Source organism: Microbacterium sp. NPDC057658 (assembly GCF_042799975.1).
Lineage (GTDB): Bacteria > Actinomycetota > Actinomycetes > Actinomycetales > Microbacteriaceae > Microbacterium.
In genome coordinates this window covers 116,123-140,283 of record NZ_JBHVHT010000002.1, presented here as the reverse complement: position 1 = coordinate 140,283, position 24,161 = coordinate 116,123, and the positions used below count along the sequence as shown (strand labels likewise).

Here is a 24,161-nt window from a genome sequence, read left to right as displayed (position 1 = left end):
CGTCGCGGCGAGGCGGCGAACTCAGCGGTGCGGGTTGCTGTCCTTGCCGTCGAGCCAGAGCTCGTCGGTCTTGTCGGCGTGCGTCCCGGTCGTGCCGACGTGCTTGTCGCTGATCTTCGGCCCCTTGAGGATGACGTGGACCATCGCCTGCGCGTGGCCGTGGCCGAGGCCGTACTCCTGCTTGAGCCAGTTCAGGACGACGGTGGACTTCGTGCTCTCGTCGAACCCCTGCTCCTGCGCGAGGGCGATGAACTGCCGCGGCGTGAGGCCGGTCTGGGTCTCGACCTTGTCGAGGTACGCCTGGAAGGACATGGTGGTCTCCGCTCTCAGTCCTCGTCGAGGAACGTCTGGATGATCGTGTCGGACGCGTGGATGCACAGGATCCGGAGGAGCCCGGTCTCCGCGTTGGTGAAGCCGTGTGGCGTGAAGGCGGGCGCGGTGGCGGTGTCTCCGGCTCGCGCGACGAGGACGTCGTCGCCGATCCGGATCCGCACCGTGCCCTCGAGCACGATCCAGGTCTCAGAGTAGGGGTGCCAGTGCAGCCCCGGCCCCTCTCCTGGCTGGTTCTCGACGAAGAAGTAGGAGACGGCGGCTCCGTGGTCGGCGCCGACGAATCGGCGGCTGCGCCCTGTTCCGATGCGGATCGCACCGCTCGGGATGAGCGGAGGAACCTGGATCTCGGTCATGACCCCAGTGTCGACAGCAGGCGTCGCACCTCCTAGAGTTTCGACGTGGATCGAAACTCCGCGCCGGTCGAGGGCGTCGACCACCCGGATCACCGGGTCGAGTTCCACCTGAGTGCCGGCGACATCCAGGCGGTGCGGTTCGGCATCTCCCCCGGGCACGAATTGGCGCATGCGGTGCGCGTGCTCCTCCGCCCGGCGGCGCACCCCCTGCAGTGGGGGTGGCTCCGCACCGCGCGGGAGGGGCTGCCTCGCGACGCCTTCGCGCTCCTGGCGACGGTGATCGGCGACGACGGCTACCTCCCGGACTTCCTCACCAGCACGCCGCGCGGCGACCTGACCCCCGAGGCGGAACTCACCGCCCTGCGGAAGGCGGCACTCGACCCGCTGCGTGTCGACCTCGGCAAGCGGATCCAGCGCTCGACGGGTGCACAGCGTCAGGCCCTGCGCGACCTGTCCGCCCGGCCGGCGCGCGCCCGTGCGATGATCGCCGATGCCTGGGAGGAGGTCTGGGAGGCCGCGTTGGCACCGGCCTGGCCTCAGCTGGAGCGCCTCCTCCGGGCCGACATCGCCGTTCGCGCCCGGGCGATCGCGACGACCGGCATCGCCGGGATGGCCGGAGCCCTCCATCCCCAGGTCTCGTGGGGCGCGGGCGCGGTGCGGGTCTCGCTCCGCCGCCACAGCGAGGACGTGGACTGCCGCGGCAGCGGTCTCGTGCTGGTGCCCTCCGTCCTCTCGTCCTGGGGCTGCCTGGTGCTCACCGAGCCACCGGCACAGCCGACGCTGTTCTATCCCGCCCGTGGCGTGACCGTGGGGTGGGCACGGGACACCACCGAGACCGTGGCCGCCCTGGGCGCCCTGCTCGGCCCGGCGCGCGCCGGCATCCTCCTCACCGCGGGGACGCCCCGCACGACCTCGGAGGTGGCCGCCGATGCGGGGCTCGCGCTGTCGACCGCGTCACACCATCTCACCGTGCTGCGGGACGCCGGGCTCGTGGTGAGCGAGCGGGACGGTTCCCGCATGCAGCACGTGCGCACCCCCTTGGGCGAGGCGCTCGTCGGCGCGCTGCTCTGACGCCGCCCTACTCGGTGGTCGAGACCGGGATGATGGGCCGGTGCTCGTAGTAGGTCTGCAGGACCACGGTCGTGCGGGTGCTCACGTTCGCCGCGAGCCGGACGTCGCGGACGAGCTGCTCCAGGTCGCGCGGCGTCGGCACCCGGACGAAGAGCATGTAGCTCGCGTCGCCGGCGATGGAGTGGCAGGCCTCGATCGCGTCGAGGTGCTCCAAAAGCTCGGGGGCGTTGTCGGGCTGGGCCGGATCGAGCGGGGTGATCTCGATGAAGGCGGACAACGGAGTGCCCGCCTGCTCGGGATCGAGGATCGCGCGGTAGCCGGTGATGACGCCGCGGGTCTCGAGCCGCCGCAGCCGGGACTGCACCGCCGACACCGACAGCCCGACGGCGTCGGAGAGCTGCGACAGCGTCGCCCGCCCGTCGCGGGAGATGGTCGCCAGGATCGCACGGTCGACAGAATCATCCATGGCTGTAAGATTATCGTCAGGATTCCGTTATCACCGGAATCTTTCCGTTTTTCACTGCGATCGGAGGTTCCGATGTCCCTCGTTTCCGCCAACAGTTCCGCTGTTCAGGCCGTCGTCGGCGAACCCGAGGTCGTCGAGGATGCGTCGATCGCGGAGAACTCCGCCGCCTGGGCACAGCTCAAGCAGGCCGCGATCGCCATCCGTGAGCTGCAGATCAAGGACGGCTCGATCCCTGGCGCTTCGACGAGCTCACCGACCCAGGACCAGGCGACCGCCCTCGTCGGGCAGATCACCGCCGCGATCCGGGCACTCGCGCCCGCCTTCCCGCACGACGCGGACTACCTCGCCGCCTCCGTCGCCGACTTCGAGCGCTGGGCGTCCGAGGGCTTCGGCGTGCCCGACTTCCTCGACTCGCTCGTGGCGTTCCAGCCGCAGCAGCACCGCATCGACGGGATCCGCCACCTCGTGGTCTTCCCGATGTACACGCAGAACGGCTCCAGCGACCGCCTGGTCGAGGCGCTCATCGTCGAGACCATCTGGCCGGAGTTCATCGCCGCACTCGAGGCCGGCGACTACGGCAACAAGCTCTTCGTCTCGCTGCGCCTCGTGGACTTCACGCCCGGCTACGACACGAACTCCGCGGTGCTCTTCCCGGAGACCGTCGCCATGCGCGAGATCCCGACCTTCACCTGGGGCGCGATCTTCCAGGACCGTGAGGCCGCCCGTTACCGCCGCGTGGTCCGTGCGGCCTCGGAGATCACCAACCTCGACCTCCCCGAGCGCGCGGCGGCGATGCTGGACGATCAGGAGGTCGCAGAGAAGACCTTCGTGATGTGGGACATCATCCACGACCGCACCCACATGCGCGGAGACCTGCCCTTCGACCCGTTCATGATCAAGCAGCGGATGCCGTTCTTCCTCTACTCGCTGGAGGAGATGCGCTGCGACATGACGGCGTTCCGCGAGTCGGTGAAGATCGAGCGGGCGCTGGACGCCCGGGTCGCCGCGGGCGAGGAGCTCACGGAGACCGAGCGGGAGATGCACGAGTACGCGCACCTCGTGCAGTACGCCGTGATCTTCGACCGCATCTTCCGCTTCGCCATCACCGGTTCGCGCGTGCGCAACTACGACGCGGTCGGCGGCCAGCTCCTGTTCGCCTGGCTGCACCAGCGCGGCGTGCTGCACTGGACCGACACGGCGCTCGCCTTCGACTGGGAGAACGTGCCGGACGCCGTCGTGGCCCTGGGTGACGCGATCGACGACCTGTACTGGCACTCGATCGACCGCCCCAAGGTCGCGCACTGGCTCGCCGCCTACGAGCTGGTCCGCGGCACGCTGACCCCGCACCCTGCCTCGCAGTGGGCGCGCGGTCTGTCGGACGAGATCCTCGCCGGAGCACCGAAGGGCTACACCGACGCGGTCCTGGACGACGAGTTCCCGCTGTCGATGTTCTTCGAGACCCTCGACAAGAAGATGAAGCCGGTCATCGAGTCGACGGTCGGCATCCGCGGTACGGACGACTGATCCGCACCGCTCCGTTGTGACGCTGGGGCGCACCCCCTCTGCGGCCGGAGACCCGGATCCCGGGTCCGGCCGCAGAGGCATCTCCGACCGAGAGGACACCGCATGACGACGCCGAAGAGCCAGGGAGCCCGGGACCGGGTGGTCGTGCTGGCGGGGGCGACGAGCGCGGCGGGCCTCGCGGCGACGAGGGCGCTGCGCGACGCGGGGGCCCGGGTGCTCGCCACCGGCCGCACGGACGAGCGGCTGCGTCCGCTGGCCGAGGCGGGGGCGGAGACTGAGCTCGCCGATGCGACCTCCCTCGCCGAGATGACGGCGCTCGCCGCGCGGCTCGACGCCGTCGATGCGGTCGTGCCCCTCGTGGGCGGCTGGCGGGGCGGTGGCGGACTCGCCGGACAGACCGACGACGACTTCGCGGCGCTGCTGCCGGCGCTGGAGGCGGTGCGGGCGACGAGCCGCGCCTTCGACGGATCCCTCCGCGCCTCCGCTGCCGGACGATTCGCGATCGTGTCGTCGACCGCCGTTGCACGCCCCCTCGCCGGCGGAGCGAACTATGCAGCGGTCAAGGCGGCGAGCGAAGCGTGGACCCGCGCCGTCGCTCAGGGGTACGCCAAGGCGGCACGCGAGGGGGACGAACCGCTGCGGACCGCTGCCGTCGTGTTCCGCGCCAAGGCCCTCGATCCCGAGGCTCTCGCGGCGCGTCTCGTCGGGCTCTGGGACACCGACGCCGCAGACCTCAACGACCGGGTGCTCGACCTGGGCTGAGCCCCGCTCCTCGAACCGCCACCGAGGGCTCGGATCGTCACCGGGACTCGGGCGGTATGCCGGGGACGATCGGCGGGGCGTCGCGGAACGTGTCCGGTTCGCCGGTCGCTTCGTGTGCACCGTCGGCAGCCTGTTCGGGAGCCTCGTCGGGAGCCGGATCGGGCGCGGTCGCGTACAGCTCGGTGAGCGTGCGATACGACCGGGTGAAGAAGGCCAGGGTCGCGGCGACCACCATGATCAGACCCGCGAAGAGGCAGATGAGCGCGATGCCGCGCGCCTCACCTTCGCCGAGGAGCCACCCCCACTGCCGCTGCCCCTGCGCGCTGTCCATGTACGGGATCACGAGGAACTCGGCGATCGGGGCGATGAGGAACGCGGTGATCGGGGCCGCCGCTGCCTCCATCGCCGCCGCGGTGCCGAACACCCGTCCTTGGCGCGCGAACGGGACGACCTTCTGGATCACGGTCTGCTCCGCGGCCTCGACGGGCGGCACGAGCGCCATGTACACCCACATGCCGAGGACGTACAGCGGCCACCATTCGCGCAGCATGAAGATCGCCCCGAGGAGTCCCATCGCGATCACGATGAGCAGCATCGTGCGCACGGGCTTCCTGCCGAGGCCGAACTTGGCCACCAGTCCCCCGCCGATCAGGAATCCGGTCGACGCGAAGGCCAGGGCGAACCCCCACATCTGCGCGTCGAAAAGCGTGAGCCCGTACGGATCCATGAGCGCCATGTAGACGCCGCCGATGAGGTTGTTGAAGGTCGAGAAGACGATGAGCGCGAACAGTCCGGGAGCTTGGCAGATCGCCTGGACGCTGCCGCGGAAGTCGACGGCGCTCTTCGCCTCCGGGTCGACCTCGGGCTCGGACTCCGGGATCCGGATGAACAGCAGGTGCGCGAAGGTGAGGGCCATCGCCACGACCGCGATCCCCAGAGTCCACCCCATGCCGAGGAAGCCGATGGAGAGGCCGGAGAAGACGCTCGTGACGAGGAAGGCGAGCCCCTGCACCGTGCCGACGAGACCGTTGGCGTTGGCGCGCTTCTCCTCCGGCACCAGCAGCGTCACCGTGGTGGACAGCGCGATGTTGCGGAGCTGCTCGATCACCCCGCCGAACAGGATGACGCCGGAGAACAGCCAGAACCACGGCCCGCCGAGGTCGAGCAGGGAGGCCTCGGGCTGCCAGAGGTAGAGAACGCCCGCGACGAGGAACGCCGCCGCCGAGATGACGCTCGACAGGAGCATGACGCGGTGCTTGCGATGACGGTCGACGATGGTGCCGAACACCATCGCGAAGAACGCGACGAACAGCATGTAGGCACCGCCGATGATGCCCGTGGCCAGCACCGACCGGGTCTCGATGTAGACCCAGAAGGTGAGGGCGAACCACAGGAAGCTCGTCGTGACGTTGGCGATCAACGTGTTGACGAGGACGTTCGCGAAAGCGGTCTTCGCCGCGCTGCGTTCCATGGGTTCGAGGGTAGAGCGGGCCTCGGACATCCGGTAGGGGAAGGCGATTAGGCTTGTCCGGTGAGCATCCCGCACGACCCCGCCATCCGGGGCTTCGCCAGTGACAACTACTCCGGCATCCACCCCGAGGTCCTGGCGGCCCTCGCGGCCGCGAACGGGGGCCATCAGGTGGCCTACGGCGAGGATGCCTACACCGCCCGCCTGCAGGAGGTGTTCCAGGCGCACTTCGGTGACACCGCCGCTGCGTACCCCGTGTTCAACGGCACCGGGGCGAACGTCACCGGTCTGCAGTCGATGCTGCCGCGCTGGGGTGCCGTGATCGCGGCCTCGACCGCGCACATCAACGTCGACGAGGGCGGAGCGCCGGAGAAGATCGGCGGCTTCAAGCTCCTCACCGTCCCCACCGACGACGGCAAGCTCACCCCCGAGCTCATCGACCGCGAGGCCTGGGGCTGGGGCGACGAGCACCGGGCACAGCCGCTCGTGGTCTCGATCACGCAGTCCACCGAGCTCGGCACGCTGTACACCGCGGAGGAGATCCGCACGATCGCGGATCACGTCCACGCGCGCGGCATGAAGCTGCACGTCGACGGCGCGCGCCTGTCGAACGCGGCAGCCGCCCTCGATCTGCCCCTGCGGGCGTTCACGACCGACGCCGGGGTGGACGTGCTGACCTTCGGCGGCACGAAGAACGGCGCCATGCTCGGCGAGGCCATCGTCGTGCTGAACCCGGATGCCGCCGTGGGCCTCAACTACGCCCGCAAGTTCAACATGCAGCTCTCGTCGAAGATGCGCTTCGTCTCGGCGCAGCTCATCGCCCTGCTCGACGGCGACCTGTGGCTGCGGAACGCCCGGCACGCCAATGCCATGGCGGCCCGGCTCCGCGCGCGGATCGAGGACGGCCTCGCCGACGGATCGATCGTCGGGGTGGAGTTCACGCAGCCGACGCAGGCGAACGGCGTGTTCGCGACCCTGCCCGAGGGCGTCGCCGATCAGCTCCGCGACGTGTTCCGCTTCTACGACTGGGACGCCGCCCGCCGCGAGGTGCGCTGGATGTGCGGCTTCGACACCGAGGAGTCCGACGTCGACGCCTTCGTCGACGCCCTCGCCCGCCTCACCCGCCCCTGACACGCCGAGACCCCGGGTTCGCGTCGAGACCCCGGGGTATCCGCGGGTCTATACCGGGGTGTGGGCGGGAAGCCGGGGTCTCGGCGGAGGGACGGCTACCGCTTCGACTTGCGGTAACCGGCCTTGACGGCGGCGCTCTCCGTGGAGAAGCACACCTCGGGCTTGGTCTTCGCGTAGTACGCCCCGCTCCGCACGTGGTAGATCATCGACTGCGCGTTGCCTTTGATGGGAGCCCAGGCAGGGCAGTTCCACGTGGAGACCGGCGTGGTGCGAGCGGGATACGTCACGGCAGCGGTCTGCGCGGAGGTGCGCGCGGCCGTGACGTAGCCGCTCTTCGTCCCGGTGACCTTGACCGTGATCCTGGACTTCACCATGGCCGCCGTGACGACCAGCGTGGAGCCGGTCGCCCGCGCGATCGCGCGACCGTTCAGGTACCACTGGTAGCTCAGCCGCGTGCCGCCGGTCCACGTCGACGCGACCGCCGTGAGACGGGAGCCCACGATCGCGGAGCCGGTGATCCGGGGCGTCGGCGCGGAGAGGATCCCCTTGACGGCGGCCGTCGGCTTCGAGCGCTTCGATGCTGCGGCGTACCCCGACTTGGTCCCGGAGACGACGACCGTCACCGGCTTCAGCGCCGCGGAGGACGGGATCTTGAAGGAGGTCCCGGTCGCTCGGGCGACGGCCACGCCGTCGACGTACCACTGGTAGGTCAACCGCGTCCCCGCCGTCCACGTCCCGGTCTTGACGTTGAGCGTCTGTCCGACCGTGGCGGTGCCGGTGATCGCGGGGGTCGGCGCGGTCAGCACCCGCAGCACGGCCGACGTCGCCGCCGACGCGACGGTCGCCGACGCGAAGGCCGCCTTCTTCCCGGTCACGCGCACGGTGATGCGGGCTCCGGCGTGCGCGGTGGTGAGGGTGAGCGACGACGCGGTGGCCTTCGAGATCGCGACGCCGTTCGCGTACCACTGGTATCCGAGCGCGGCGCCCGACGTCCACACCCCCGGCGCCGCACGGAGCGTCTGTCCGACCGTCGCCGTCCCGTTGATCGTGGGAACGGAGGTCTCCATGCGGTGCAGCGGCTCGAGCGCGGCGACGACTCCGGACTGCGTGGCCCCGGCGGCGAGCGTGATGGTCCGCGCCTTCTCGAAACGAGGAGCATCGTCCCACCACTCCGAGACCGCTCCCGCAGCTCCCGAGACGAAGGCCACGCGATATGCGCCCGCGGGCAGTCCGCCGACGGCGAAGGTGCCGGCGTCGGTCACGGGGACGGCGGCACCCACCACGGTCCCCGCCCCCGAGACCGGGTAGACGGCGACGACGACGCGCTGCCCGGTGATATCGGTCCCCTTCGGCGCGGTCACGCTTCCGGAGATCAGGGCCGAGCGCTCGAGCTGCACGTCGCGGACGACGCCCTCGGCCCCGACCGCCAGGACCTCGCCGCTCTGCGGACCGCCCTGATCGAAGACGGCGCGCCCCTCGGACACCACACCGAGGACGACGTCGCCCTGCGGCACGCGCAGGGAGTACGAGCCGTCGGTGACAGCAGCGGCCGCGACGGGGACTCCGGCGCCGGGAGCGTAGGCCGCGACGAAGGTGCGGCCCCGCGAGACGTCGACGCCGGTCGGGAACGTGACGCGACCGGAGACGGTGGCGGTGCTCTCGGGGTCGGCCTGGCCGGGAGACGCGGCGATGTCCGCAGCCGCGGCGACCGCGGTGGGGAGCGCTTCCGCGACGCCGGGGAAGGCCGGGTCGAGCGCGGTCGTGGCTGCGGTCGCGGGTGTCGCGACGAAGACCAGACCGGAGGCGAGGAGGGCGGCGGCGACCGTGACGGCCAGCGCACGGAGACGGCGGAGCGGAGCGGCGAACGCCATGGGCATCCTTCGGGACGGACGCGGTCATCGACCGCGCGGATCAGGGCGTTCTGAGCAGATCACCTTCGTCATGAATACCGGTTCCGCGGCTCCGAAGACAAGCTTTCATCTTCCGCCGAGGCCCCCGGTTCTCGCCGAGACCCCGCCTTCAGCGCGCGGCGTAGCCGGGGTCTCGACGCGAACCCGGGGTCTCGGGGAGAAGACGGAGGAAAAAGGGGGGGGGTCAGCGGAGGAGGCCGAGGCTGGCGAGCGCGTGGCGGATGAGGGTGCCGCGGCCGCCCTCCATCTCGGCGGCGACGGCGTCGGAGGCGGCGGCCTCCGGGGAGAACCACGTCACCTCGAGGGCGTCCTGGCGCGGCTCGCACGTCCCGGTCACGGGCACCACGAAGGCGAGGGAGACGGCGTGCTGACGGTCGTCGTGATACGCGCTCACCCCCGGGATCGGGAAGTACTCGGCCACCGTGAACGGCAGCGGCTGCGGCGGCAGGAGCGGGAAGGCCATGGGCCCGAGGTCGTTCTCGACGTGGCGGAACAGCGCGTCGCGGATCGTCTCGCCGAAGCGCACGCGGCCCGACACGATCGTGCGTGTGATCTCGCCGAGCGGGGTGGACCGCAGCAGCACGCCGATCTCGGTGACCTGACCGGAGCCGTCCGTGCGCACGGGGATCGCCTCGACGTAGAGCATCGGAAGGTGGCGCCGCGCCTCTTCCAGCTCGACGTCGCTCAGCCAGCCGGGATTCGCATCCGGCACCGGCGGGTTCGCATCGCGGAACGAACCGAGGCCCTCGTCTTCGGGCTCCGGCTCCGGATCGGGTGTGCGCACCGCCATGCCTCCTTTCTACCAGCCGTCCTCGTCGATGGCAGCACCGGCGCGAGCCCTGGCAGGATGACGGTGTGACCGAGAACCTGACGATCGACGATGCGGCGACGCGCTGGTCGCACACCGACCGCGCCGGGCTCCCGCTGCTCGTGCTGCTGCACGGGTACGGCGCCGACGAGCACGACCTCTTCGGCCTCGTCCCGTATCTCCCCGCCGGCGTCGCCGTGGCCTCGGTCGCCGCACCGCTGACGCCGCCGTGGCCGACCCCGGGTCGCTCCTGGTACCCGATCGAGGGGCTCGACGGACGCAGCTCCACCGCCGTCACCCTCGCGGCGGAGGCGTTCCTGCGCTGGCTCGACGACGCCGCGGCGGACGCGCCGTCGGTGGCGCTGCTCGGGTTCTCCCAGGGCGCCGCGGTGTCGCTGCAGGCTCTGCGGCTGGCCCCCGAGCGGTTCGGTGCGGTCGTCGCGCTGAGCGGATACGCCGCTCCGGACCCCCTCCCCGGCGATGCGCACCTCGCGGAGGTCAGCCCCCCGGTGTTCTGGGGCCGCGGTTCGCACGACGACGTCATCCCCGCGCCGCTGATCGCCCACACGGCGCAATGGCTCCCCGCGCACACGTCCCTGTCCGGTCGCGTCTACAGCGGACTGACCCACAGCATCTCCGAGGAGGAGCTCGGCGACGTGCACCGGTTCCTCACGACCTGGGTCGAGGGGATCGGCGCGGATCAGGCGGAGGGGTCCCGGCCGTCCTGAGCGCCGTCGGCGGAGCCCGGGTCGTCGACATCGTCCTGCGCGCCGTCTCCCCTGCCGCCCCCGGAACCCCGGAAGGCCACGGACAGGGCGACGCCGATCGCGAGACCGATCCCGATGCCGAGGATCCAGTTGCCCAGCGCCATCCCCATCGAGACGCCGATGGCCACGCCGAGCGCGAGACCGATGCCGAGGCCCGTCCGTGCGCGCATCTCGTCGGGACTGGGGTTCCGATCGTCTGCCATGCCTCCACGGTACGAGCCGTCCCGCGGCCCCGCATCCCCCGCGCGGCGGACCGGCGACACGCCCGGGAGTTGCGCGGCGCGACACGCCCGGGTATCGTCGTGGCGTCCTGTCCGCCGTGTCTGGAAGTCCTTTGATCTGAATCGTCGCCTCCGCGCCCCTCTTCTCGCGCGCTGACCCGACGATCGCCGACTCCCCGGCAGACGCCCTCCTCCGCTTCCGTGACTCCACGGTCCGGCAGGGGCTCGGTGTCAGTGCACCCTCGCACTCGACAGGAGACACCCCATGTCACAGCCCTCTTCCTCGCACGCCGCCGTCGTCCTCGACCGCCTCTCCCTCACCTGGCCCGACGGCACGGTCGCCCTCGACGGCGTGTCCGGAGCCTTCGGCGCCGGGCGCACGGGACTGGTCGGCCGCAACGGCGCCGGCAAGTCCACGCTGCTCCGGCTGATCGCCGGGGAGCTCGCCCCCACCTCCGGAACGCTCACCACCTCGGGCGAGGTCGCCTTCCTCCCCCAGCAGCTCACCCTCGACGTGGACCGTCGGGTGTCCGACCTCCTCGGGGTGACGGCCGCCCTCGATGCCGTGCGGGCCATCACCGCCGGTGACGTCGACCCCGCGCACTTCGACGCGGTCGGCGACGACTGGGACATCGAGGCGCGGGCGGAGGCCTCCCTCGCGGAGGCCGGGCTCGCCCCCGCCTTCCTCGACCGCACGGTCGGTGAGCTGTCCGGAGGGGAGGCCGTGCTCGTCGCGATCGCCGGCATCCGGCTGCGCCGGGCTCCCATCACCCTCCTCGACGAGCCGACGAACAACCTCGACCGCGACGCCAGGGCGGCCCTCGCCGCGATGGTGCAGTCCTGGAAGGGCACGCTCATCGTCGTGAGCCACGACCTCGCTCTGCTCGAGCTCATGGACGACACCGCCGAGCTGTACGGAAGGAACCTCTCCGTGTTCGGCGGCCCCTACTCCGAGTGGCGCGCGTGGCTCGACGCGGAGCAGGACGCGGCGAAGCAGGCCGAGGTCGCCGCCGCCCAGGTGCTCCGCAAGGAGAAGCGGCAGCGGATCGAGGCCGAGGTCAAGCTCGCCCATCGGGCCCGGACCGCCAAGAAGGCCGAGGTCGAGAAGCGCGTCCCGAAGATCGTCGCGCACGGTCGGAAGATGGCCGCCGAGGTGTCCGCGGGGAGGCTGCGCACCGAGGTCGGCGCGAAGGAGGACGCGGCCCGCGCGGCACACGATGCCGCGGGGCGACGGGTCCGCTCCGACGCCTCGATGAAGATCGAGCTGCCGGACCCCGACGTGTCGCGGAGCCGGCGGATCGCCGAGCTCGGCGGACCGGAGCGGTCGTGGGTGATCCAGGGTCCCGAGCGCGTGGCCCTCATCGGCCGCAACGGCGCCGGCAAGACGACGCTGCTGGAGCGGTTGGTCTCCGGCGCCGCGCCCGACTCCGGAGACGAGGCGCGGGAGCGGCCGGAGCTCCGGGCGGAGGCGCTCACCGACCGGATCGGCTACCTGCCGCAGCGGGTGGACGGTCTCGACGAGGGCCTGTCCGTGTTCGAGAACGTGGCCGCCGCGGCACCCCAGGTCCCGGAGAAGGAGCTCCGCAATCGGCTCGCCCGGTTCCTCATCCGGGGCGGGACGACCGACCGCCCGGTGTCGGCGCTCTCCGGCGGGGAGAGGTTCCGGGTCGCCTTGGCCCGGCTACTCCTCACGGATCCGGCTCCGCACCTCGTCGTCCTCGACGAGCCGACGAACAACCTCGACCTCGACACGGTCGACCAGCTCGTCGAGGCGCTGCGGGCGTACCGCGGGGCGGTGCTCGTCGTGAGTCACGACGACGCCTTCCTCGCCCGGCTCGACCTCGACCTCACCCTGGAGATCGATGCCGACGGCGGGTTGCGGGAGGTCGGGTGACGTCATCCGTCGTTCCGTCTGCACGACCCGGGTCCGCCCGCACGACCGGAACCGTGGTTCCGTCGTGCGGGCGGAACGAGGTCGTGCGGGTGGCGCAGCCGGGTGTCAAGGTCCGGGCCGGATGTCGGTGGGGTCGGGAATGATGGAGGCATGAGCGACGTGCTCGACCGCTTCACCCCGGCCACACAGGACTGGTTCCGGGGTGCCTTCACCGCACCCACGCCGGCACAGGCGGGGGCGTGGGAGGCGATCTCCGCCGGCAAGCACGCCCTCGTCGTCGCTCCGACGGGCTCCGGCAAGACCCTGTCGGCGTTCCTCTGGGCGATCGACAGCGTGTTCCGCGAGCGCGCCGAACTCTCGGAGGAGCCGAAGAAGGACGGGTCCCGCACGCGGATCCTGTACATCTCCCCGCTCAAGGCCCTCGGCGTCGACGTGGAGCGCAACCTGCGCTCGCCCCTCATCGGCATCGGGCAGTCCGCGCGGCGACTCGGTCTCACCGCCCCCGGCATCACGGTGGGCGTCCGCTCCGGTGACACCACGTCGAGCGATCGCCGCAAGCTCGTGTCCGATCCGCCCGACATCCTCATCACGACGCCCGAGTCGCTGTACCTCATGCTCACGAGCCGGGCCGGCGACACCCTGCGCGACGTGCACACGGTCATCATCGACGAGGTGCACGCGGTCGCCGCCACCAAGCGCGGCGCGCACCTCGCGGTGAGCCTGGAGCGCCTCGACGCCCTCCGCCGCTCCCACGGCGCGGAGACCGCGGCGCAGCGCATCGGCCTCTCGGCCACCGTCCGCCCGATCGACGAGGTCGCGCGCTTCCTCGGCGGCGCCGACCCGGTCGAGATCGTCGCTCCCCCGGCATCGAAGACCTTCGAGCTCGGCGTCGTCGTGCCGATGGACGACATGACCAACCCGCCACCCCCGCCCGGGGCGCCGCCGGAGGCCCCGGGGATCGATGCGGAGTACACCGAGGTCACCGGCTCGGTGTGGCCGCACGTCGAGGAGGCGATCGTCGACCGCATCCTCCAGAACAACTCGACCATCGTCTTCGCGAACTCCCGCCGCCTCGCCGAACGGCTGACCGGACGGTTGAACGAGATCTATGCGGAGCGGATCGGGGTCGCTCTTCCGGAGCCGACCGTGCCCGCCGCGATGATGGCACAGGCGGGGTCGACCGCCGGCGCCGATCCCGTGCTCGCCAAGGCTCACCACGGCTCGGTGTCGAAGGAGCAGCGCGCGCAGGTCGAGGAGGAGCTGAAGTCGGGGGTGCTCCGCTGCGTGGTCGCCACGAGCAGCCTGGAGCTCGGCATCGACATGGGCGCCGTCGACCTCGTGATCCAGGTCGAGGCACCGCCGTCCGCGGCCTCCGGGCTCCAGCGCGTGGGACGGGCCGGGCACCAGGTCGGCGAGATCAGCCGCGCGGCCCTGTTCCCCAAGCACCGCGGGGACGTGCTGCACACCGCGATCGTGACGGAGCGGATGCTCGCGGGGAAGATCGAGGCCATCCAGGTGCCGCGGAACCCGCTCGACATCCTCGCCCAGCAGACCGTCGCGGCCAGCGCTCTCGGAGCGATCAGCGTCGAGGAGTGGTTCGAGACCGTCCGCCGTTCCGCCCCGTTCCAATCGCTCCCCCGCTCCGCGTACGAGGCCACGCTCGACCTGCTGGCCGGCCGCTTCCCCTCCGACGAGTTCGCCGAGCTGCGCCCGCGCCTCGTCTGGGATCGCGACGCCGGCACGCTCACGGGCCGCCCGGGGGCACAGCGGATCGCGGTCACCAGCGGCGGCACCATCCCCGACCGGGGGCTGTTCGGCGTCTTCGTCGCCGGCGAGTCCACGGGTGCCCGGGTGGGCGAGCTCGACGAGGAGATGGTCTACGAGTCCCGGGTCGGCGACGTGTTCACCCTGGGCACCACGAGCTGGCGCATCGCCGAGATCACCCACGACCGCGTCAACGTCATCCCCGCCTACGGCCAGCCCGGCAAGGTGCCGTTCTGGCACGGCGACGGCATCGGCCGCCCGTTCGAGCTGGGCGAGGCCCTCGGGGCGTTCTCCCGCGAGGTGTCCGCCGCGAAGCCGGAGAAGGCGGAGCAGCGGCTCATCGCGGCCGGACTCGACGAGCAGGCGCGCGCCAACCTCCTCGCGCATCTCTCCGAGCAGCGGGAGGCCACCGGCACCCTCCCGACGGACCGTACGCTCACCGTGGAGCGCGGACACGACGAGGTCGGCGACTGGCGGGTCATCCTGCATTCCCCGTACGGCATGAAGGTGCATGCTCCCTGGGCGCTCGCCATCAATGCGCGCGTGCGGGAGCGTCTCGGCGTCGAGGGCTCCGCGGTGGCGAGCGACGACGGCATCATCGTCCGCATCCCCGACGCAGAGTCCGAGCCGCCCGGTGCGGAGCTCTTCGTGTTCGATCCGGACGAGCTCGAGCAGCTCGTCACGCAGGAGGTCGGCGGTTCGGCGCTGTTCGCCTCGCGGTTCCGCGAGTGCGCCGCGCGGGCGCTGCTCATGCCCCGCACGAACCCCAACCGCCGCACGCCGCTGTGGCAGCAGCGCCAGCGCTCGGCCCAGCTCCTCGAGGTCGCCCGCCGGCATCCCACCTTCCCCGTGATCCTGGAGACCCTGCGCGAGGTGCTGCAGGACGTCTACGACCTGCCGTCGCTGCGGAAGCTCGCGACGAGCATCGCCGACCGCCGCATCCGCCTCGTCGAGACCCAGCCGGGACAGCCGTCGCCGTTCGCGCGCGACCTCCTCTTCGGCTACGTCGGCGCATTCATGTACGAGGGCGACTCGCCGCTGGCCGAGCGCCGAGCGGCCGCGCTGTCCGTCGATCCCGCGCTGCTGGGCGAGCTGCTGGGCACGGTCGAACTGCGCGAGCTCCTCGACCCTGACGTCATCGCGCAGTTCGAGCGCGAGGCCCAGCGCCTCGACCCGGAGCGTCGGGCGCGCGGCCTGGAGGGTGTCGCCGACCTGCTCCGGCTGCTCGGCCCGCTCGATGCCGCCGAGGTCGCCGCGCGCCTCGACCCGGACTCCACCGGCGGAGCAACCGCGGCAGGACTGCTCGACGACCTCGTGACCGCGCGGCGGGCCATCCCCGTCACGATCGCCGGGGTGGCGAGGGTCGCCGCGATCGAGGACGCCGGGCGTCTGCGCGACGCGCTCGGAGCAGCCCTTCCGACCGGCATCCCCGTGGCCTTCCTCGAGCCCCTGGCGGATCCCCTCGGCGACCTCGTGGCCCGTCACGCCCGCACCCACGGCCCGTTCACCACCGCGTCCGTCGCCGAGCGCTTCGGTCTCGGTAACGCGGTCGCCCGGCACACCCTGCAACGCCTGGAGACGAACGGCCGCCTCACGAGCGGGTACTTCCTCCCCACCGCGGCCGGCAGCGGCGACGACATCGAGTGGTGCGACACCGAGGTGCTGCGGCGGCTGCGCATGCGGTCACTCGCGGCCATCCGCGGGTCCGTCGAGCCGGTCTCCCCGGAGGCCTATGCGCGGTTCCTGCCGGACTGGCAGCATCTCGGTCGACCCCTGGAGGGCATCGACGGCGTACTCACGGTGATCGAGCAGTTCGCCGGCGTCCCGATCCCCGCCAGCGCCTGGGAGTCGCTCGTCCTGCCGTCGCGGGTGCGTGACTACACCCCGGCGATGCTCGACGAGCTCACGGCCGCAGGCGAGGTGATCTGGTCGGGACACGGCACGCTCCCCGGGCGCGACGGATGGGTCTCGCTGCACCCGGCCGATCTCGCCCCGTTCACCCTGCCCGATCCGGACGCGGAGATCGCCGCGGAGTCGCTGGAGGCGCGCCTCCTCGCGGCCCTCACGGCGGGCGGCGCCTACTTCGCCGCGCAGCTCAAGGAGATGACCGGCGCCGAGAACGAGCAGTCGGTGCTGGAGGCCCTGTGGTCGCTGACGTGGTCCGGGCACGTCACCAACGACACGTTCGCGCCGATCCGCTCGCTGCTGACCGGGGGCTCCCAGGCCCACAAGGTCAAGCGCCGCGCCCCGCGTGCGCGCACCTATCGCGGCATGTCGCTCACGCGCACGGCTCCGCGCCCGACCTCCATCGGCGGTCGCTGGTCGCTGCTCCCCGAGGTCGAGACCGATCCGGCGCGGCGCGCGACCGTCACCGCCGGACTGCTCCTCGACCGCTACGGGGTGGTCACCCGCGGAGCCGTGCAGTCGGAGGGCGTCCCCGGCGGATTCGCCCAGGCGTACCGCGTGCTGGCCGGGTTCGAGGAGGCGGGGCACTGCCGCCGCGGCTACGTGATCGAGAAGCTCGGCGCCGCGCAGTTCGCCGCCTCCGCCACGGTCGACCGCCTCCGCACGTACGCCGGCGTCGCCGATCCGCCGCCGCGGAAGGCCGTCACCCTGGCGGCCACCGACCCGGCGAACCCGTACGGCGCGGCGCTCGGGTGGCCGAAGCTCGAGGGCGTGTCGCATCGCCCGGGGCGCAAGGCCGGTGGGCTCGTGGTGCTCGTCGACGGCGCCCTCGTCCTGTCGCTCGAGCGCGGCGGACGGACAGTGCTGTGCTTCACGGACGACGAGGAGGTCCTGCAGGCCGCCGCCGCCGACCTCGCGACGACGGCCAGGGACCGCCGCCTCGACACCCTCACCGTCGAGAAGGTGAACGGCGAGGGGGTCTACGGCACGATCCTCGGGCGGGCTCTGCAGGAGGCGGGCTTCGTGCAGACCCCGCGCGGCTTCACGCTCCGCAAGGCCGTCTGACCCGGACTCACCACGACCACCACCGACCCACCCCTACCCTGGAGCCATGATCCGAGAGTTCGCCGCCGGCGTCCGCACCCTGTTCCGCGGCTTCGGCGTGTGGCGCACCCGTCCGGGCCTGATGGCGCTCGGGCTCGTCCCCGCGATCATCGCGCTCGTGCTCCTCGCCGCCGTCCTCGTGCCGCTGATCCTGTCGATGCCCTCGCTGTCGGCCTGGCTCACCCCCTTCGCCGACGGATGGGTCGAGCCCTGGCGCGGGTTCCTGCGGACCGCGGTCAGCCTCGTGGTGGTCGCCGCCGCGCTCGCGCTGGCCAGTTCGGTGTTCAGCGCCCTCACCCTCACGATCGGCGACCCGTTCTACCAGCGGATCTGGCACGCCGTGGAGAAGGACCTCGGCGACCCGCCCCCCGCCGACGGCGGCAGTTTCTGGACCGCCGTCGGTGAAGGTCTCCGACTGGTCGTACTCGGCATCCTCATCGCCCTCCTCGTGCTCCTCATCGGCCTCGTGCCCGGTGTCGGCGGCGTCCTCGGCGCGGTGTCCGGCGTGGTCCTCACGGGCCGCCTGCTCGCGCGGGAGCTGACCGGTCGAGCCTTCGATGCGCGCGATCTCAGCCCCGCCGCCCGCGCCGCGCTGTTCTCCGGCAGTCGCGCCCGCGTGCTCGGCTTCGGGGTCGCCACCCAGCTCTGCTTCCTCATCCCGGGCGGCGCCGTCGCCGTGATGCCGGCCGCGGTCGCGGGAAGCACGATGCTGGCGCGCGACATGCAGGCCCGCACCCCGCTCGCGGTCGCCACCCCCGCACCGGCGCCGGGACGGCACGACCGCACGATCGGGATCGCCTGATGCCTGAGGGCGATACCGTCTTCCGCACGGCCCGCCGCCTGGACGAGGCCCTCGCGGGCGGCGAGGTCACGCGCTTCGACCTCCGCGTGCCGCGCTTCGCGACCCTCGATCTGACCGGACAGCGCGTGCAGGGCGCCGTCCCTCGCGGGAAGCACCTGCTGCTGCGGATCGGCGAGAGCACGCTGCATTCGCATCTGCGCATGGACGGCGCCTGGTTCGTGTACCGGCCCGGTGAGAAGTGGCGGCATCCGGCGTTCAAGGTGCGGGCGATCGTGGGCACGGCGGAGCGCGAGGCGGTCGGCGTGGACATCGCCGACGTCGAGGTCGTCCCCACCCGCGATGAAGACGACCTCGTCGGCTACCTCGGCCCCGACCCCCTCGCCGCCGACTGGGACCCGATCGAGGCCGCGCGACGACTCGGCGCCGACACCCGGGCCATCCACGTCGCCCTGCTCGATCAGCGCAACGTCGCGGGCTTCGGCAACGAGTACGCGGCAGAACTCCTGTTCCTCCGCGGAATCCTGCCGACCACCCCGGCCCCGGAGGTCGACGTCGCCGCCCTCCTCGACCTGGGCGTGCGGACCATCCGCGCGAACCGCGACCGCCGCAACCGCACCTTCACCGGCATCGATCGTCCGGGCCAGGCGACGTGGGTCTACGGACGCGCCGGACGCCCCTGCCGACGCTGCGGAACGCTCATCCGCCGCGGGGAGCTGGGGGCCGATCCGACCCGCGAGCGGATCACGTTCTGGTGCCCTCGATGTCAGCGTTGAGCCGTATCCATCCGCGGGAATGAATCTCCCCCTCCCGTGGTTGTTGATATATCCGGAGAACTCCGGAGCACGGGAGGAATCGTGGGCAAGAACTACGTCGACATCGAGAACGACCACGGAGCGACGCTGCGGTACCGCAAGCACGCCAACGGTCGCGGTCTCGTCGCGCATGGCGCCAAGGTGCATCCGAAGGCGCACATCGAGGCGGGAGCCTACATCGAACCGGGAGCACGCGTCGGAGCGGGGGCCATCGTCGCCCGCGGTGCGTGGGTGGACGAGGACGCCGTGATCGGCGAGGGCGCGTACATCGACGCCCACGCGCACGTCGGCCAGGGCGCGGCGGTCGGCGATCACGCGCACGTCGGCGTCCGCACCGACATCGGCGCCGGGGCCCGCATCGTGCGAGGCGCCCGCATCGGCGACGACGAGACGGTCGCGGCGGGGCTCACCGTCGCCACCGATCAGAAGGGTCTCTGGCTGGCGGCCTGACCGCTCTCAGAGCAGTCGCCGCTCCGAGGCCCACGCGGTGAGCTCGTGGCGGGAGGAGAGCTGCAGCTTGCGCAGCACCGATGAGACGTGGGTCTCCACGGTCTTGATGGAGATGAACAGCGCGGCGGCGACCTCCTTGTAGGCGTAGCCGCGGGCGATCAGTCGCATCACCTCCTGCTCGCGCGACGAGAGGCGGTCGAGCTCGTCCGTCGCGGTGGCGGTCTCGCCGGCCACGGCGCCGAACGCGTCGAGCACGAATCCCGCGAGCCGCGGCGAGAACACCGCGTCCCCCTCGGCGACGGCGTGCACGGCCTCGCTCACCTCGCGGCCCGATGACCCCTTGGTGATGTAGCCGCGCGCCCCGGCCCGGATCACCCGCACGACGTCGGCCGCCGCATCGGAGACGCTCAGGGCGAGGAACCGCGTCGTGGACGGTCGCGTCCCTCGGATCACGGCCTCCCCACCCGTCGCGTCGTCGCCCCCACCGCCAGGGAGGTGCACATCGAGGAGCACCACGTTCGGGGTCGTCTCCTCGATCACGGCGATCGCGGAGGGCACGTCCGCCGCCTCGCCCACGACCTCGACGCTCGCATCGAGATCGGCCCGCAGGCCGGAGCGGAAGATGGAGTGGTCGTCGACGATCACGACGCGGAGACGGTCAGCCACGGGGCTCCTGTCGGATCGGTCCCCGCTCCGGGGACGAGACGGTGGGCAGGCGCAGATGCACCTCGGTACCGGCGTCGTCGCTGCGCACCGACCCCGTGCCGCCCGCGCGACGCAGCCGCCCGATGATCGACTCCCGCACGCCCAGACGGTCGCCCGGCACCTCGTCGAGCCGGAATCCGGGACCGCGGTCGCGGACGAACACGTCGACGCCGTCGACACGACCCTCGATGTAGACGGAGATCTCGCCGCCCGCATGCCGGGCGGCGTTCAGCATCGCCTCCCGGGCCGCGGCCGCCAGTTCCCCGCTCGCCCGCTCCGCCGACAGCCCGGCCGAGACCACCTCGATCCGGACCGGATGGTCGATCTCGAGCGCTCCGGCGTAGTCGCGCAGGTCGGTCGGCAGGTCGCTGTCCGCCGGAGCATCGCCGTCGTACAGCCAGGCACGCAGCTCCCGCTCCTGCGCGCGGGCCAGCCGTGCCGCCTCGCTCGATGCCCCGGCCCGGTTCTGGATGAGGGCGAGCGTCTGCAGCACCGAGTCGTGCAGGTGGGCGGCCATGACGCTGCGCTGCTCCTCCCGGATGCGGCGCACGCGCTCCCCCGCCAGCTCCCGCCAGCGCGGGATGAGGGCCGAGGCCACCACCGCCACCAGCCCGGCCAGCGGGAGCAGCACGAGCACGACACCCGAGCGCGCGATCGGCCACGAGAGGAGCAGGAGGACCACGAGGCCGAGGATGAGCACCGCGAGGATGCGGACGGTGGTGGTGTGCCGAGGGCCGCGGGCCGTGTCGGTGCGATCGATGAGCGTGGCCCACAGCCCGGAGGCGGTCGCGCACAGCGTGGTGCCGCCGACGACCACGGCCGCCATTCCCGGAGGGATCGAGCCGTTCAGCCAGTCGCTGCCCCCGCGCCACACCACGACGACGAGGGCACCGACGGCCGCGGGGACCAGCAGGAGCCAGGCGACCGGGAGGCGATGCGTCGGCGCCGTCGTCCCCTCCGTCCACGGCATGAAGGTCCAGCACCAGGCGTACAGGAGCACACCCGCGCCGCCGCAGAGCGTCAGGGCGACGAACAGCGCCCGCACCAGCCCGACGCGCACACCGAGGTGGCGTGCGAGCCCGGCGCTCACTCCGGTCACGAGAGCATCGCGATCACGGGTCAGCGCCGGACGCGCGGTCGCCGGCGCGGGGCCGGGGAGCGTGGAGACGGCGGAGGGCATACGGTCATCCAATCATCCGCCTCCGCTCTCCGGGACCTCCCTGTCGCGGAATCAGGGTGCGCTCAGGGGATCCCCCCATGGCCCCGCGGCGCCGCCGACCGCGAGGATCGACTCATGACGATTCCGACCGCTCCGCCACCGCCCGCCGACCACGAGGCACCGGCACCGGAAGCCCCCCGCCGACCGCGCGGCGCCGACCGGTTCCTGCTGTGGGTCGCCGGCCTCGGGGTGGTGCGCACCGACGGCTGGCTCGGCGGTGTCGCGGCGGGCATCGCGATCCGCCTCCGCATCGATCCGCTGATCGTGCGCGGGGTCCTCGTCGTCGCCGCCCTCTTCGGTCTTCCGGCCCTGTTCCTGTACGCCCTCGCCTGGGCCGTGCTGCCGGACGTCGACGGCCGCGTGCATCTGCGTGATCTGCTGCAGCGCCGGTACGACCCCGTGCAGCTCGGCATCCTCGCCCTCGCCGTGATCGGCCTCTTCCCGACGGCGCCGCTCGCCGGGCGCCTGTTCGGCCTCGGCTACGACGGCTGGTCGGCACTGTCGACGGTCACCTGGGTGGTCGGGCTCGTGCTCGCCGCCGCCTTGCTCTTCCTCATCGTGCGTGCCGCGCGCCGCACTCCGGGCGCTTCCGCGCCGGATCCGGCGGGGGCTTCCGCAGATCCGGCGGCCCCGGCCGCGTCCGCCCCCGACGCGGGTTCGGGTCCCGCCACGGGGGCGGACGCCATTCCCTCCATGGCGACGGATGGTCCGGTCTCGGTACCGCTCGCCGACGCCGTCGGGCACGACGTCCTCGCCATTCCCGCACCTCCCGCACCCCTGCCTCCGGGCACCCAGGACCCCGCCGCGCTGGAGGCCTGGCGCGCCCAGCACGCCGCCTGGAAGGAGCAGGATCAGGCCTGGCGCCGCCAGCAGCAGGATGCGGAGCGAGCCGCACGCGACCAGCTCCGCCGGGAGCGTCAGGCCGAGGCGGCCGTGTTCGCCGCCGCAGCCGCGGAGCGCCGACGTATCCGCCGCGCGTCGAATCCGCGCGCCGGCTTCGCCTTCGTTATGACCGCCCTCGGACTCGCGATCGTCGTCGGCGCCGGCGTGGGACTCGCCGTCGGTGAAGCTTTCGGCGGCGCGCTGGGGCTGTTGTCCGGCGCGCTGGTCCTGGCCCTGGCGATGATCACGGCCGGAGCCCTCCGTCGCCGCAGCGGCGCCCTGGCCTTCCTCACCGTGGTGACGCTGGCCGCGGGTCTCCTCACGGGCTTCCTGTCCACGATGCCCGGCCTCACCCTCGGGTACGCCTCTCTCACGAACAACCAGGAGGCGCACGTCCGACAGCCGTTCGGCGACCTGTACCTGCAGCTCCACCGGCACGACGGCGGCCCCCGCCCGATCGAGATCGAGAAGGGGTCGGGGCGGACCGAGATCTTCGTCGACGCCGGCGTACAGCTGCAGCTCCGCGGCACCGTCGGCGACGGAGTGGAGGTGAGCTGGCTCCGCGTCGATCCGGACGATCCGATGGTCATGGACACCGGCGTCATCGCCGCCACGCCGCGGGGTGACGAGAACGTCATCTCCGCGAACATCTCCGCCGAGGAGGGCAGTCCCTCGACGATCCAGCCCGTGACCATCGACCAGGCGAGCGGCGTCATCGTCGTGACCTTGCAGGAGCCCGAGGAGGGCCAGGAATGAGCACCGAGACCGTCACCGCACCCCGGGTGCGCTGGGCAGCCGTCATCTGGGGGACGACCTTCGCCGCGATCGCCGCGGGGGCGCTGTGGTTCCTCACCGATACGGAGCGCCGCGCCGCGCTGGCCGACGGCGTCGGGACGATGACTCCCGCCACCCTGCTCACGATCGTGCTCCTCACGGCGGGGGCCTTGTTCCTCGTCGGCGGTGTCGCCGGACTGGTCCGGCGGACCCAGCGGAACTCCCCCGCCGAGGACTCGGAGGACGCCGAGTAGCCTGGATCCCATGGCGCACCAGGGACGACGACCCGCGAAGGGCTCCGGCAAGGGCTCACCCGCCCACCGGGGCCGTGCCGGGGGCAGCGGCTCACGCCAGGGGAAGCCGGCTCCGCGCCGCGCACCCCGCGCCGAGAAGGTGGTGTTCGACGCACCGACCGCCGCACCCGAGGAGCCGCGGACGTTCCGCCTCGGCGCCGTGCCCGGAGCGACGCCGGGCAAGTGGATCGACACGTGGAAGCGGCGCCTGCCCCACGTGGCCCTCGAACTCGTCCCGATCGAGGTCTCCGGGCAGCGAGAGGCGCTCGACGATCTCGACGCCGCCCTCGTGCGCCTCCCGCTGGACGACGACGCCCTGCACGTCATCCCGCTGTACGACGAGGTCCCGGTCGTCGTGGCCTCGACCGATTCGCACCTGCTCGCGGCGGACGAGCTGACGACCGCCGACCTCGACGGCGAGGTGCTGCACTCCCTGTCCGACGACGTGCTCGGGCCGATGGAGGTGCCGGGCACCATCCCCCCACGCGGCGGCCCCCTGTCGACCGCCGACGCGATCGCCACGGCGGCGACGGGTGTCGGCATCGTCCTCGTGCCGATGTCGCTGGCCCGACTGCACCACCGGAAGGACGCCGACTACCGGGTCCTCGCCGACGGCCCGGTCTCGACGGTCGCCCTCGCCTGGCCGCGCGACCGGACCACGCCCGACGTCGAGACGTTCGTCGGGATCGTCCGAGGACGCACCGCGAACTCGTCCCGCTGAGCCGTCAGGACCGGACCCTCCC

Annotated in this window: 22 protein-coding genes; 13 read left to right on the top strand and 9 right to left on the bottom strand. The window is 72.2% G+C overall.

Annotated elements, in window-relative coordinates; all coding sequences use genetic code 11:
• Positions 1 to 21: 21 nt before the first annotated feature.
• A complete protein-coding gene (locus tag ACFU8V_RS14010) occupies positions 22 to 312 on the bottom strand; it encodes a DUF4287 domain-containing protein (RefSeq protein WP_378872201.1) in 291 nt (96 codons plus the stop codon).
• A gap of 14 nt (positions 313 to 326) precedes the next feature.
• Positions 327 to 686, bottom strand: coding sequence for a cupin domain-containing protein (locus tag ACFU8V_RS14005; protein ID WP_378872199.1), 360 nt, complete (start codon positions 684 to 686; stop codon positions 327 to 329).
• A gap of 45 nt (positions 687 to 731) precedes the next feature.
• Between ACFU8V_RS14005 and ACFU8V_RS14000 the strand changes: the two genes are divergently transcribed.
• Positions 732 to 1,757 (top strand): DUF5937 family protein, encoded by a 1,026-nt coding sequence (locus tag ACFU8V_RS14000; RefSeq protein ID WP_378872196.1) that lies wholly within the window; start codon positions 732 to 734, stop codon positions 1,755 to 1,757.
• 7 nt (positions 1,758 to 1,764) lie between these two features.
• Here the strand turns inward: ACFU8V_RS14000 and ACFU8V_RS13995 are convergent, their stop codons facing one another.
• Positions 1,765 to 2,223 (bottom strand): Lrp/AsnC family transcriptional regulator, encoded by a 459-nt coding sequence (locus ACFU8V_RS13995; RefSeq protein WP_062765321.1) that lies wholly within the window; start codon positions 2,221 to 2,223, stop codon positions 1,765 to 1,767.
• Positions 2,224 to 2,295: 72 nt separating this feature from the next.
• On the opposite strand from ACFU8V_RS13995, the gene ACFU8V_RS13990 reads away from it, so the two are divergent.
• Together ACFU8V_RS13990 and ACFU8V_RS13985 are read left to right on the top strand one after the other, a co-directional pair.
• Positions 2,296 to 3,747 (top strand): DUF6421 family protein, encoded by a 1,452-nt coding sequence (locus ACFU8V_RS13990; protein WP_378872192.1) that lies wholly within the window; start codon positions 2,296 to 2,298, stop codon positions 3,745 to 3,747.
• 102 nt (positions 3,748 to 3,849) lie between these two features.
• Entirely contained in the window at positions 3,850 to 4,509 is a 660-nt protein-coding gene (locus ACFU8V_RS13985; protein WP_249521597.1) for an SDR family oxidoreductase, read from the top strand.
• Between the two features lie 37 nt (positions 4,510 to 4,546).
• Here the strand turns inward: ACFU8V_RS13985 and ACFU8V_RS13980 are convergent, their stop codons facing one another.
• A complete protein-coding gene (locus ACFU8V_RS13980; RefSeq protein ID WP_378872188.1) occupies positions 4,547 to 5,980 on the bottom strand; it encodes an MFS transporter in 1,434 nt (477 codons plus the stop codon).
• 60 nt (positions 5,981 to 6,040) lie between these two features.
• Between ACFU8V_RS13980 and ACFU8V_RS13975 the strand changes: the two genes are divergently transcribed.
• Complete coding sequence (locus tag ACFU8V_RS13975) at positions 6,041 to 7,108, top strand: low specificity L-threonine aldolase (RefSeq protein WP_025102460.1); 1,068 nt, start codon at positions 6,041 to 6,043, stop codon at positions 7,106 to 7,108.
• A gap of 95 nt (positions 7,109 to 7,203) precedes the next feature.
• Here the strand turns inward: ACFU8V_RS13975 and ACFU8V_RS13970 are convergent, their stop codons facing one another.
• A complete protein-coding gene (locus ACFU8V_RS13970; protein WP_378872184.1) occupies positions 7,204 to 8,979 on the bottom strand; it encodes a hypothetical protein in 1,776 nt (591 codons plus the stop codon).
• A 223-nt stretch (positions 8,980 to 9,202) separates the two neighbouring features.
• Positions 9,203 to 9,808, bottom strand: coding sequence for a DUF4916 domain-containing protein (locus ACFU8V_RS13965; RefSeq protein WP_025102462.1), 606 nt, complete (start codon positions 9,806 to 9,808; stop codon positions 9,203 to 9,205).
• A 65-nt stretch (positions 9,809 to 9,873) separates the two neighbouring features.
• Here ACFU8V_RS13965 and ACFU8V_RS13960 point away from each other — a divergent pair, with 65 nt between their 5' ends.
• The gene (locus tag ACFU8V_RS13960; RefSeq protein WP_378872180.1) at positions 9,874 to 10,554 is read left to right on the top strand and encodes an alpha/beta hydrolase; all 681 of its coding nucleotides are present in this window, start codon (positions 9,874 to 9,876) and stop codon (positions 10,552 to 10,554) included.
• Here the strand turns inward: ACFU8V_RS13960 and ACFU8V_RS13955 are convergent.
• Positions 10,527 to 10,796: a hypothetical protein gene (locus tag ACFU8V_RS13955; RefSeq protein ID WP_338566683.1), complete on the bottom strand. Its 270-nt coding sequence runs from the start codon at positions 10,794 to 10,796 to the stop codon at positions 10,527 to 10,529. The two genes, ACFU8V_RS13960 and ACFU8V_RS13955, sit on opposite strands and share 28 nt — an antisense overlap.
• A gap of 283 nt (positions 10,797 to 11,079) precedes the next feature.
• Between ACFU8V_RS13955 and ACFU8V_RS13950 the strand changes: the two genes are divergently transcribed.
• The 5 genes from ACFU8V_RS13950 to ACFU8V_RS13930 all read left to right on the top strand — a co-directional run bounded on the left by ACFU8V_RS13950 (position 11,080) and on the right by ACFU8V_RS13930 (position 19,545).
• Positions 11,080 to 12,708, top strand: a complete 1,629-nt coding sequence (locus ACFU8V_RS13950) for an ABC-F family ATP-binding cassette domain-containing protein (RefSeq protein WP_378872173.1) — start codon at positions 11,080 to 11,082, stop codon at positions 12,706 to 12,708.
• Between the two features lie 150 nt (positions 12,709 to 12,858).
• Positions 12,859 to 17,442, top strand: coding sequence for an ATP-dependent helicase (locus tag ACFU8V_RS13945; protein WP_378872170.1), 4,584 nt, complete (start codon positions 12,859 to 12,861; stop codon positions 17,440 to 17,442).
• A gap of 46 nt (positions 17,443 to 17,488) precedes the next feature.
• On the top strand, positions 17,489 to 18,283 hold the full coding sequence (locus tag ACFU8V_RS13940; RefSeq protein WP_378872167.1) for an EI24 domain-containing protein: 795 nt from the start codon (positions 17,489 to 17,491) through the stop codon (positions 18,281 to 18,283).
• Positions 18,283 to 19,056, top strand: coding sequence for a DNA-formamidopyrimidine glycosylase family protein (locus tag ACFU8V_RS13935; protein WP_378872164.1), 774 nt, complete (start codon positions 18,283 to 18,285; stop codon positions 19,054 to 19,056). The genes ACFU8V_RS13940 and ACFU8V_RS13935 overlap by 1 nt, the downstream gene beginning before the upstream one ends.
• 81 nt (positions 19,057 to 19,137) lie before the next feature.
• Positions 19,138 to 19,545 (top strand): DapH/DapD/GlmU-related protein, encoded by a 408-nt coding sequence (locus ACFU8V_RS13930; RefSeq protein ID WP_025102471.1) that lies wholly within the window; start codon positions 19,138 to 19,140, stop codon positions 19,543 to 19,545.
• Positions 19,546 to 19,551: 6 nt separating this feature from the next.
• Here the strand turns inward: ACFU8V_RS13930 and ACFU8V_RS13925 are convergent, their stop codons facing one another.
• Together ACFU8V_RS13925 and ACFU8V_RS13920 are read right to left on the bottom strand one after the other, a co-directional pair.
• Positions 19,552 to 20,211, bottom strand: coding sequence for a LuxR C-terminal-related transcriptional regulator (locus ACFU8V_RS13925; protein ID WP_378872161.1), 660 nt, complete (start codon positions 20,209 to 20,211; stop codon positions 19,552 to 19,554).
• Positions 20,204 to 21,430 (bottom strand): PspC domain-containing protein, encoded by a 1,227-nt coding sequence (locus ACFU8V_RS13920; protein WP_378872158.1) that lies wholly within the window; start codon positions 21,428 to 21,430, stop codon positions 20,204 to 20,206. Before ACFU8V_RS13920 ends, ACFU8V_RS13925 begins: the two co-directional genes overlap by 8 nt.
• Positions 21,431 to 21,544: 114 nt before the next feature.
• Here ACFU8V_RS13920 and ACFU8V_RS13915 point away from each other — a divergent pair, with 114 nt between their 5' ends.
• The 3 genes from ACFU8V_RS13915 to ACFU8V_RS13905 are packed head-to-tail and all read left to right on the top strand — an operon-like array spanning position 21,545 to position 24,139.
• On the top strand, positions 21,545 to 23,107 hold the full coding sequence (locus ACFU8V_RS13915; protein ID WP_303708808.1) for a PspC domain-containing protein: 1,563 nt from the start codon (positions 21,545 to 21,547) through the stop codon (positions 23,105 to 23,107).
• A complete protein-coding gene (locus ACFU8V_RS13910; protein WP_249521608.1) occupies positions 23,104 to 23,379 on the top strand; it encodes a hypothetical protein in 276 nt (91 codons plus the stop codon). Before ACFU8V_RS13915 ends, ACFU8V_RS13910 begins: the two co-directional genes overlap by 4 nt.
• A gap of 10 nt (positions 23,380 to 23,389) precedes the next feature.
• On the top strand, positions 23,390 to 24,139 hold the full coding sequence (locus tag ACFU8V_RS13905; protein ID WP_378872154.1) for a LysR substrate-binding domain-containing protein: 750 nt from the start codon (positions 23,390 to 23,392) through the stop codon (positions 24,137 to 24,139).
• Positions 24,140 to 24,161 lie beyond the last annotated feature (22 nt).

Bases quoted from the DNA above. Each gene is read 5' to 3' on its own strand.
- ACFU8V_RS14010 (WP_378872201.1), bottom strand. From the start codon at position 312: ATGTCCTTCCAGGCGTACCTCGACAAGGTCGAGACCCAGACCGGCCTC.
- ACFU8V_RS14005 (WP_378872199.1), bottom strand. From the start codon at position 686: ATGACCGAGATCCAGGTTCCTCCGCTCATCCCGAGCGGTGCGATCCGC.
- ACFU8V_RS13995 (WP_062765321.1), bottom strand. From the start codon at position 2,223: ATGGATGATTCTGTCGACCGTGCGATCCTGGCGACCATCTCCCGCGAC.
- ACFU8V_RS13990 (WP_378872192.1), top strand. From the start codon at position 2,296: ATGTCCCTCGTTTCCGCCAACAGTTCCGCTGTTCAGGCCGTCGTCGGC.
- ACFU8V_RS13985 (WP_249521597.1), top strand. From the start codon at position 3,850: ATGACGACGCCGAAGAGCCAGGGAGCCCGGGACCGGGTGGTCGTGCTG.
- ACFU8V_RS13980 (WP_378872188.1), bottom strand. From the start codon at position 5,980: ATGGAACGCAGCGCGGCGAAGACCGCTTTCGCGAACGTCCTCGTCAAC.
- ACFU8V_RS13970 (WP_378872184.1), bottom strand. From the start codon at position 8,979: ATGGCGTTCGCCGCTCCGCTCCGCCGTCTCCGTGCGCTGGCCGTCACG.
- ACFU8V_RS13965 (WP_025102462.1), bottom strand. From the start codon at position 9,808: ATGGCGGTGCGCACACCCGATCCGGAGCCGGAGCCCGAAGACGAGGGC.
- ACFU8V_RS13955 (WP_338566683.1), bottom strand. From the start codon at position 10,796: ATGGCAGACGATCGGAACCCCAGTCCCGACGAGATGCGCGCACGGACG.
- ACFU8V_RS13950 (WP_378872173.1), top strand. From the start codon at position 11,080: ATGTCACAGCCCTCTTCCTCGCACGCCGCCGTCGTCCTCGACCGCCTC.
- ACFU8V_RS13945 (WP_378872170.1), top strand. From the start codon at position 12,859: ATGAGCGACGTGCTCGACCGCTTCACCCCGGCCACACAGGACTGGTTC.
- ACFU8V_RS13940 (WP_378872167.1), top strand. From the start codon at position 17,489: ATGATCCGAGAGTTCGCCGCCGGCGTCCGCACCCTGTTCCGCGGCTTC.
- ACFU8V_RS13935 (WP_378872164.1), top strand. From the start codon at position 18,283: ATGCCTGAGGGCGATACCGTCTTCCGCACGGCCCGCCGCCTGGACGAG.
- ACFU8V_RS13920 (WP_378872158.1), bottom strand. From the start codon at position 21,430: ATGCCCTCCGCCGTCTCCACGCTCCCCGGCCCCGCGCCGGCGACCGCG.
- ACFU8V_RS13915 (WP_303708808.1), top strand. From the start codon at position 21,545: ATGACGATTCCGACCGCTCCGCCACCGCCCGCCGACCACGAGGCACCG.
- ACFU8V_RS13910 (WP_249521608.1), top strand. From the start codon at position 23,104: ATGAGCACCGAGACCGTCACCGCACCCCGGGTGCGCTGGGCAGCCGTC.
- ACFU8V_RS13905 (WP_378872154.1), top strand. From the start codon at position 23,390: ATGGCGCACCAGGGACGACGACCCGCGAAGGGCTCCGGCAAGGGCTCA.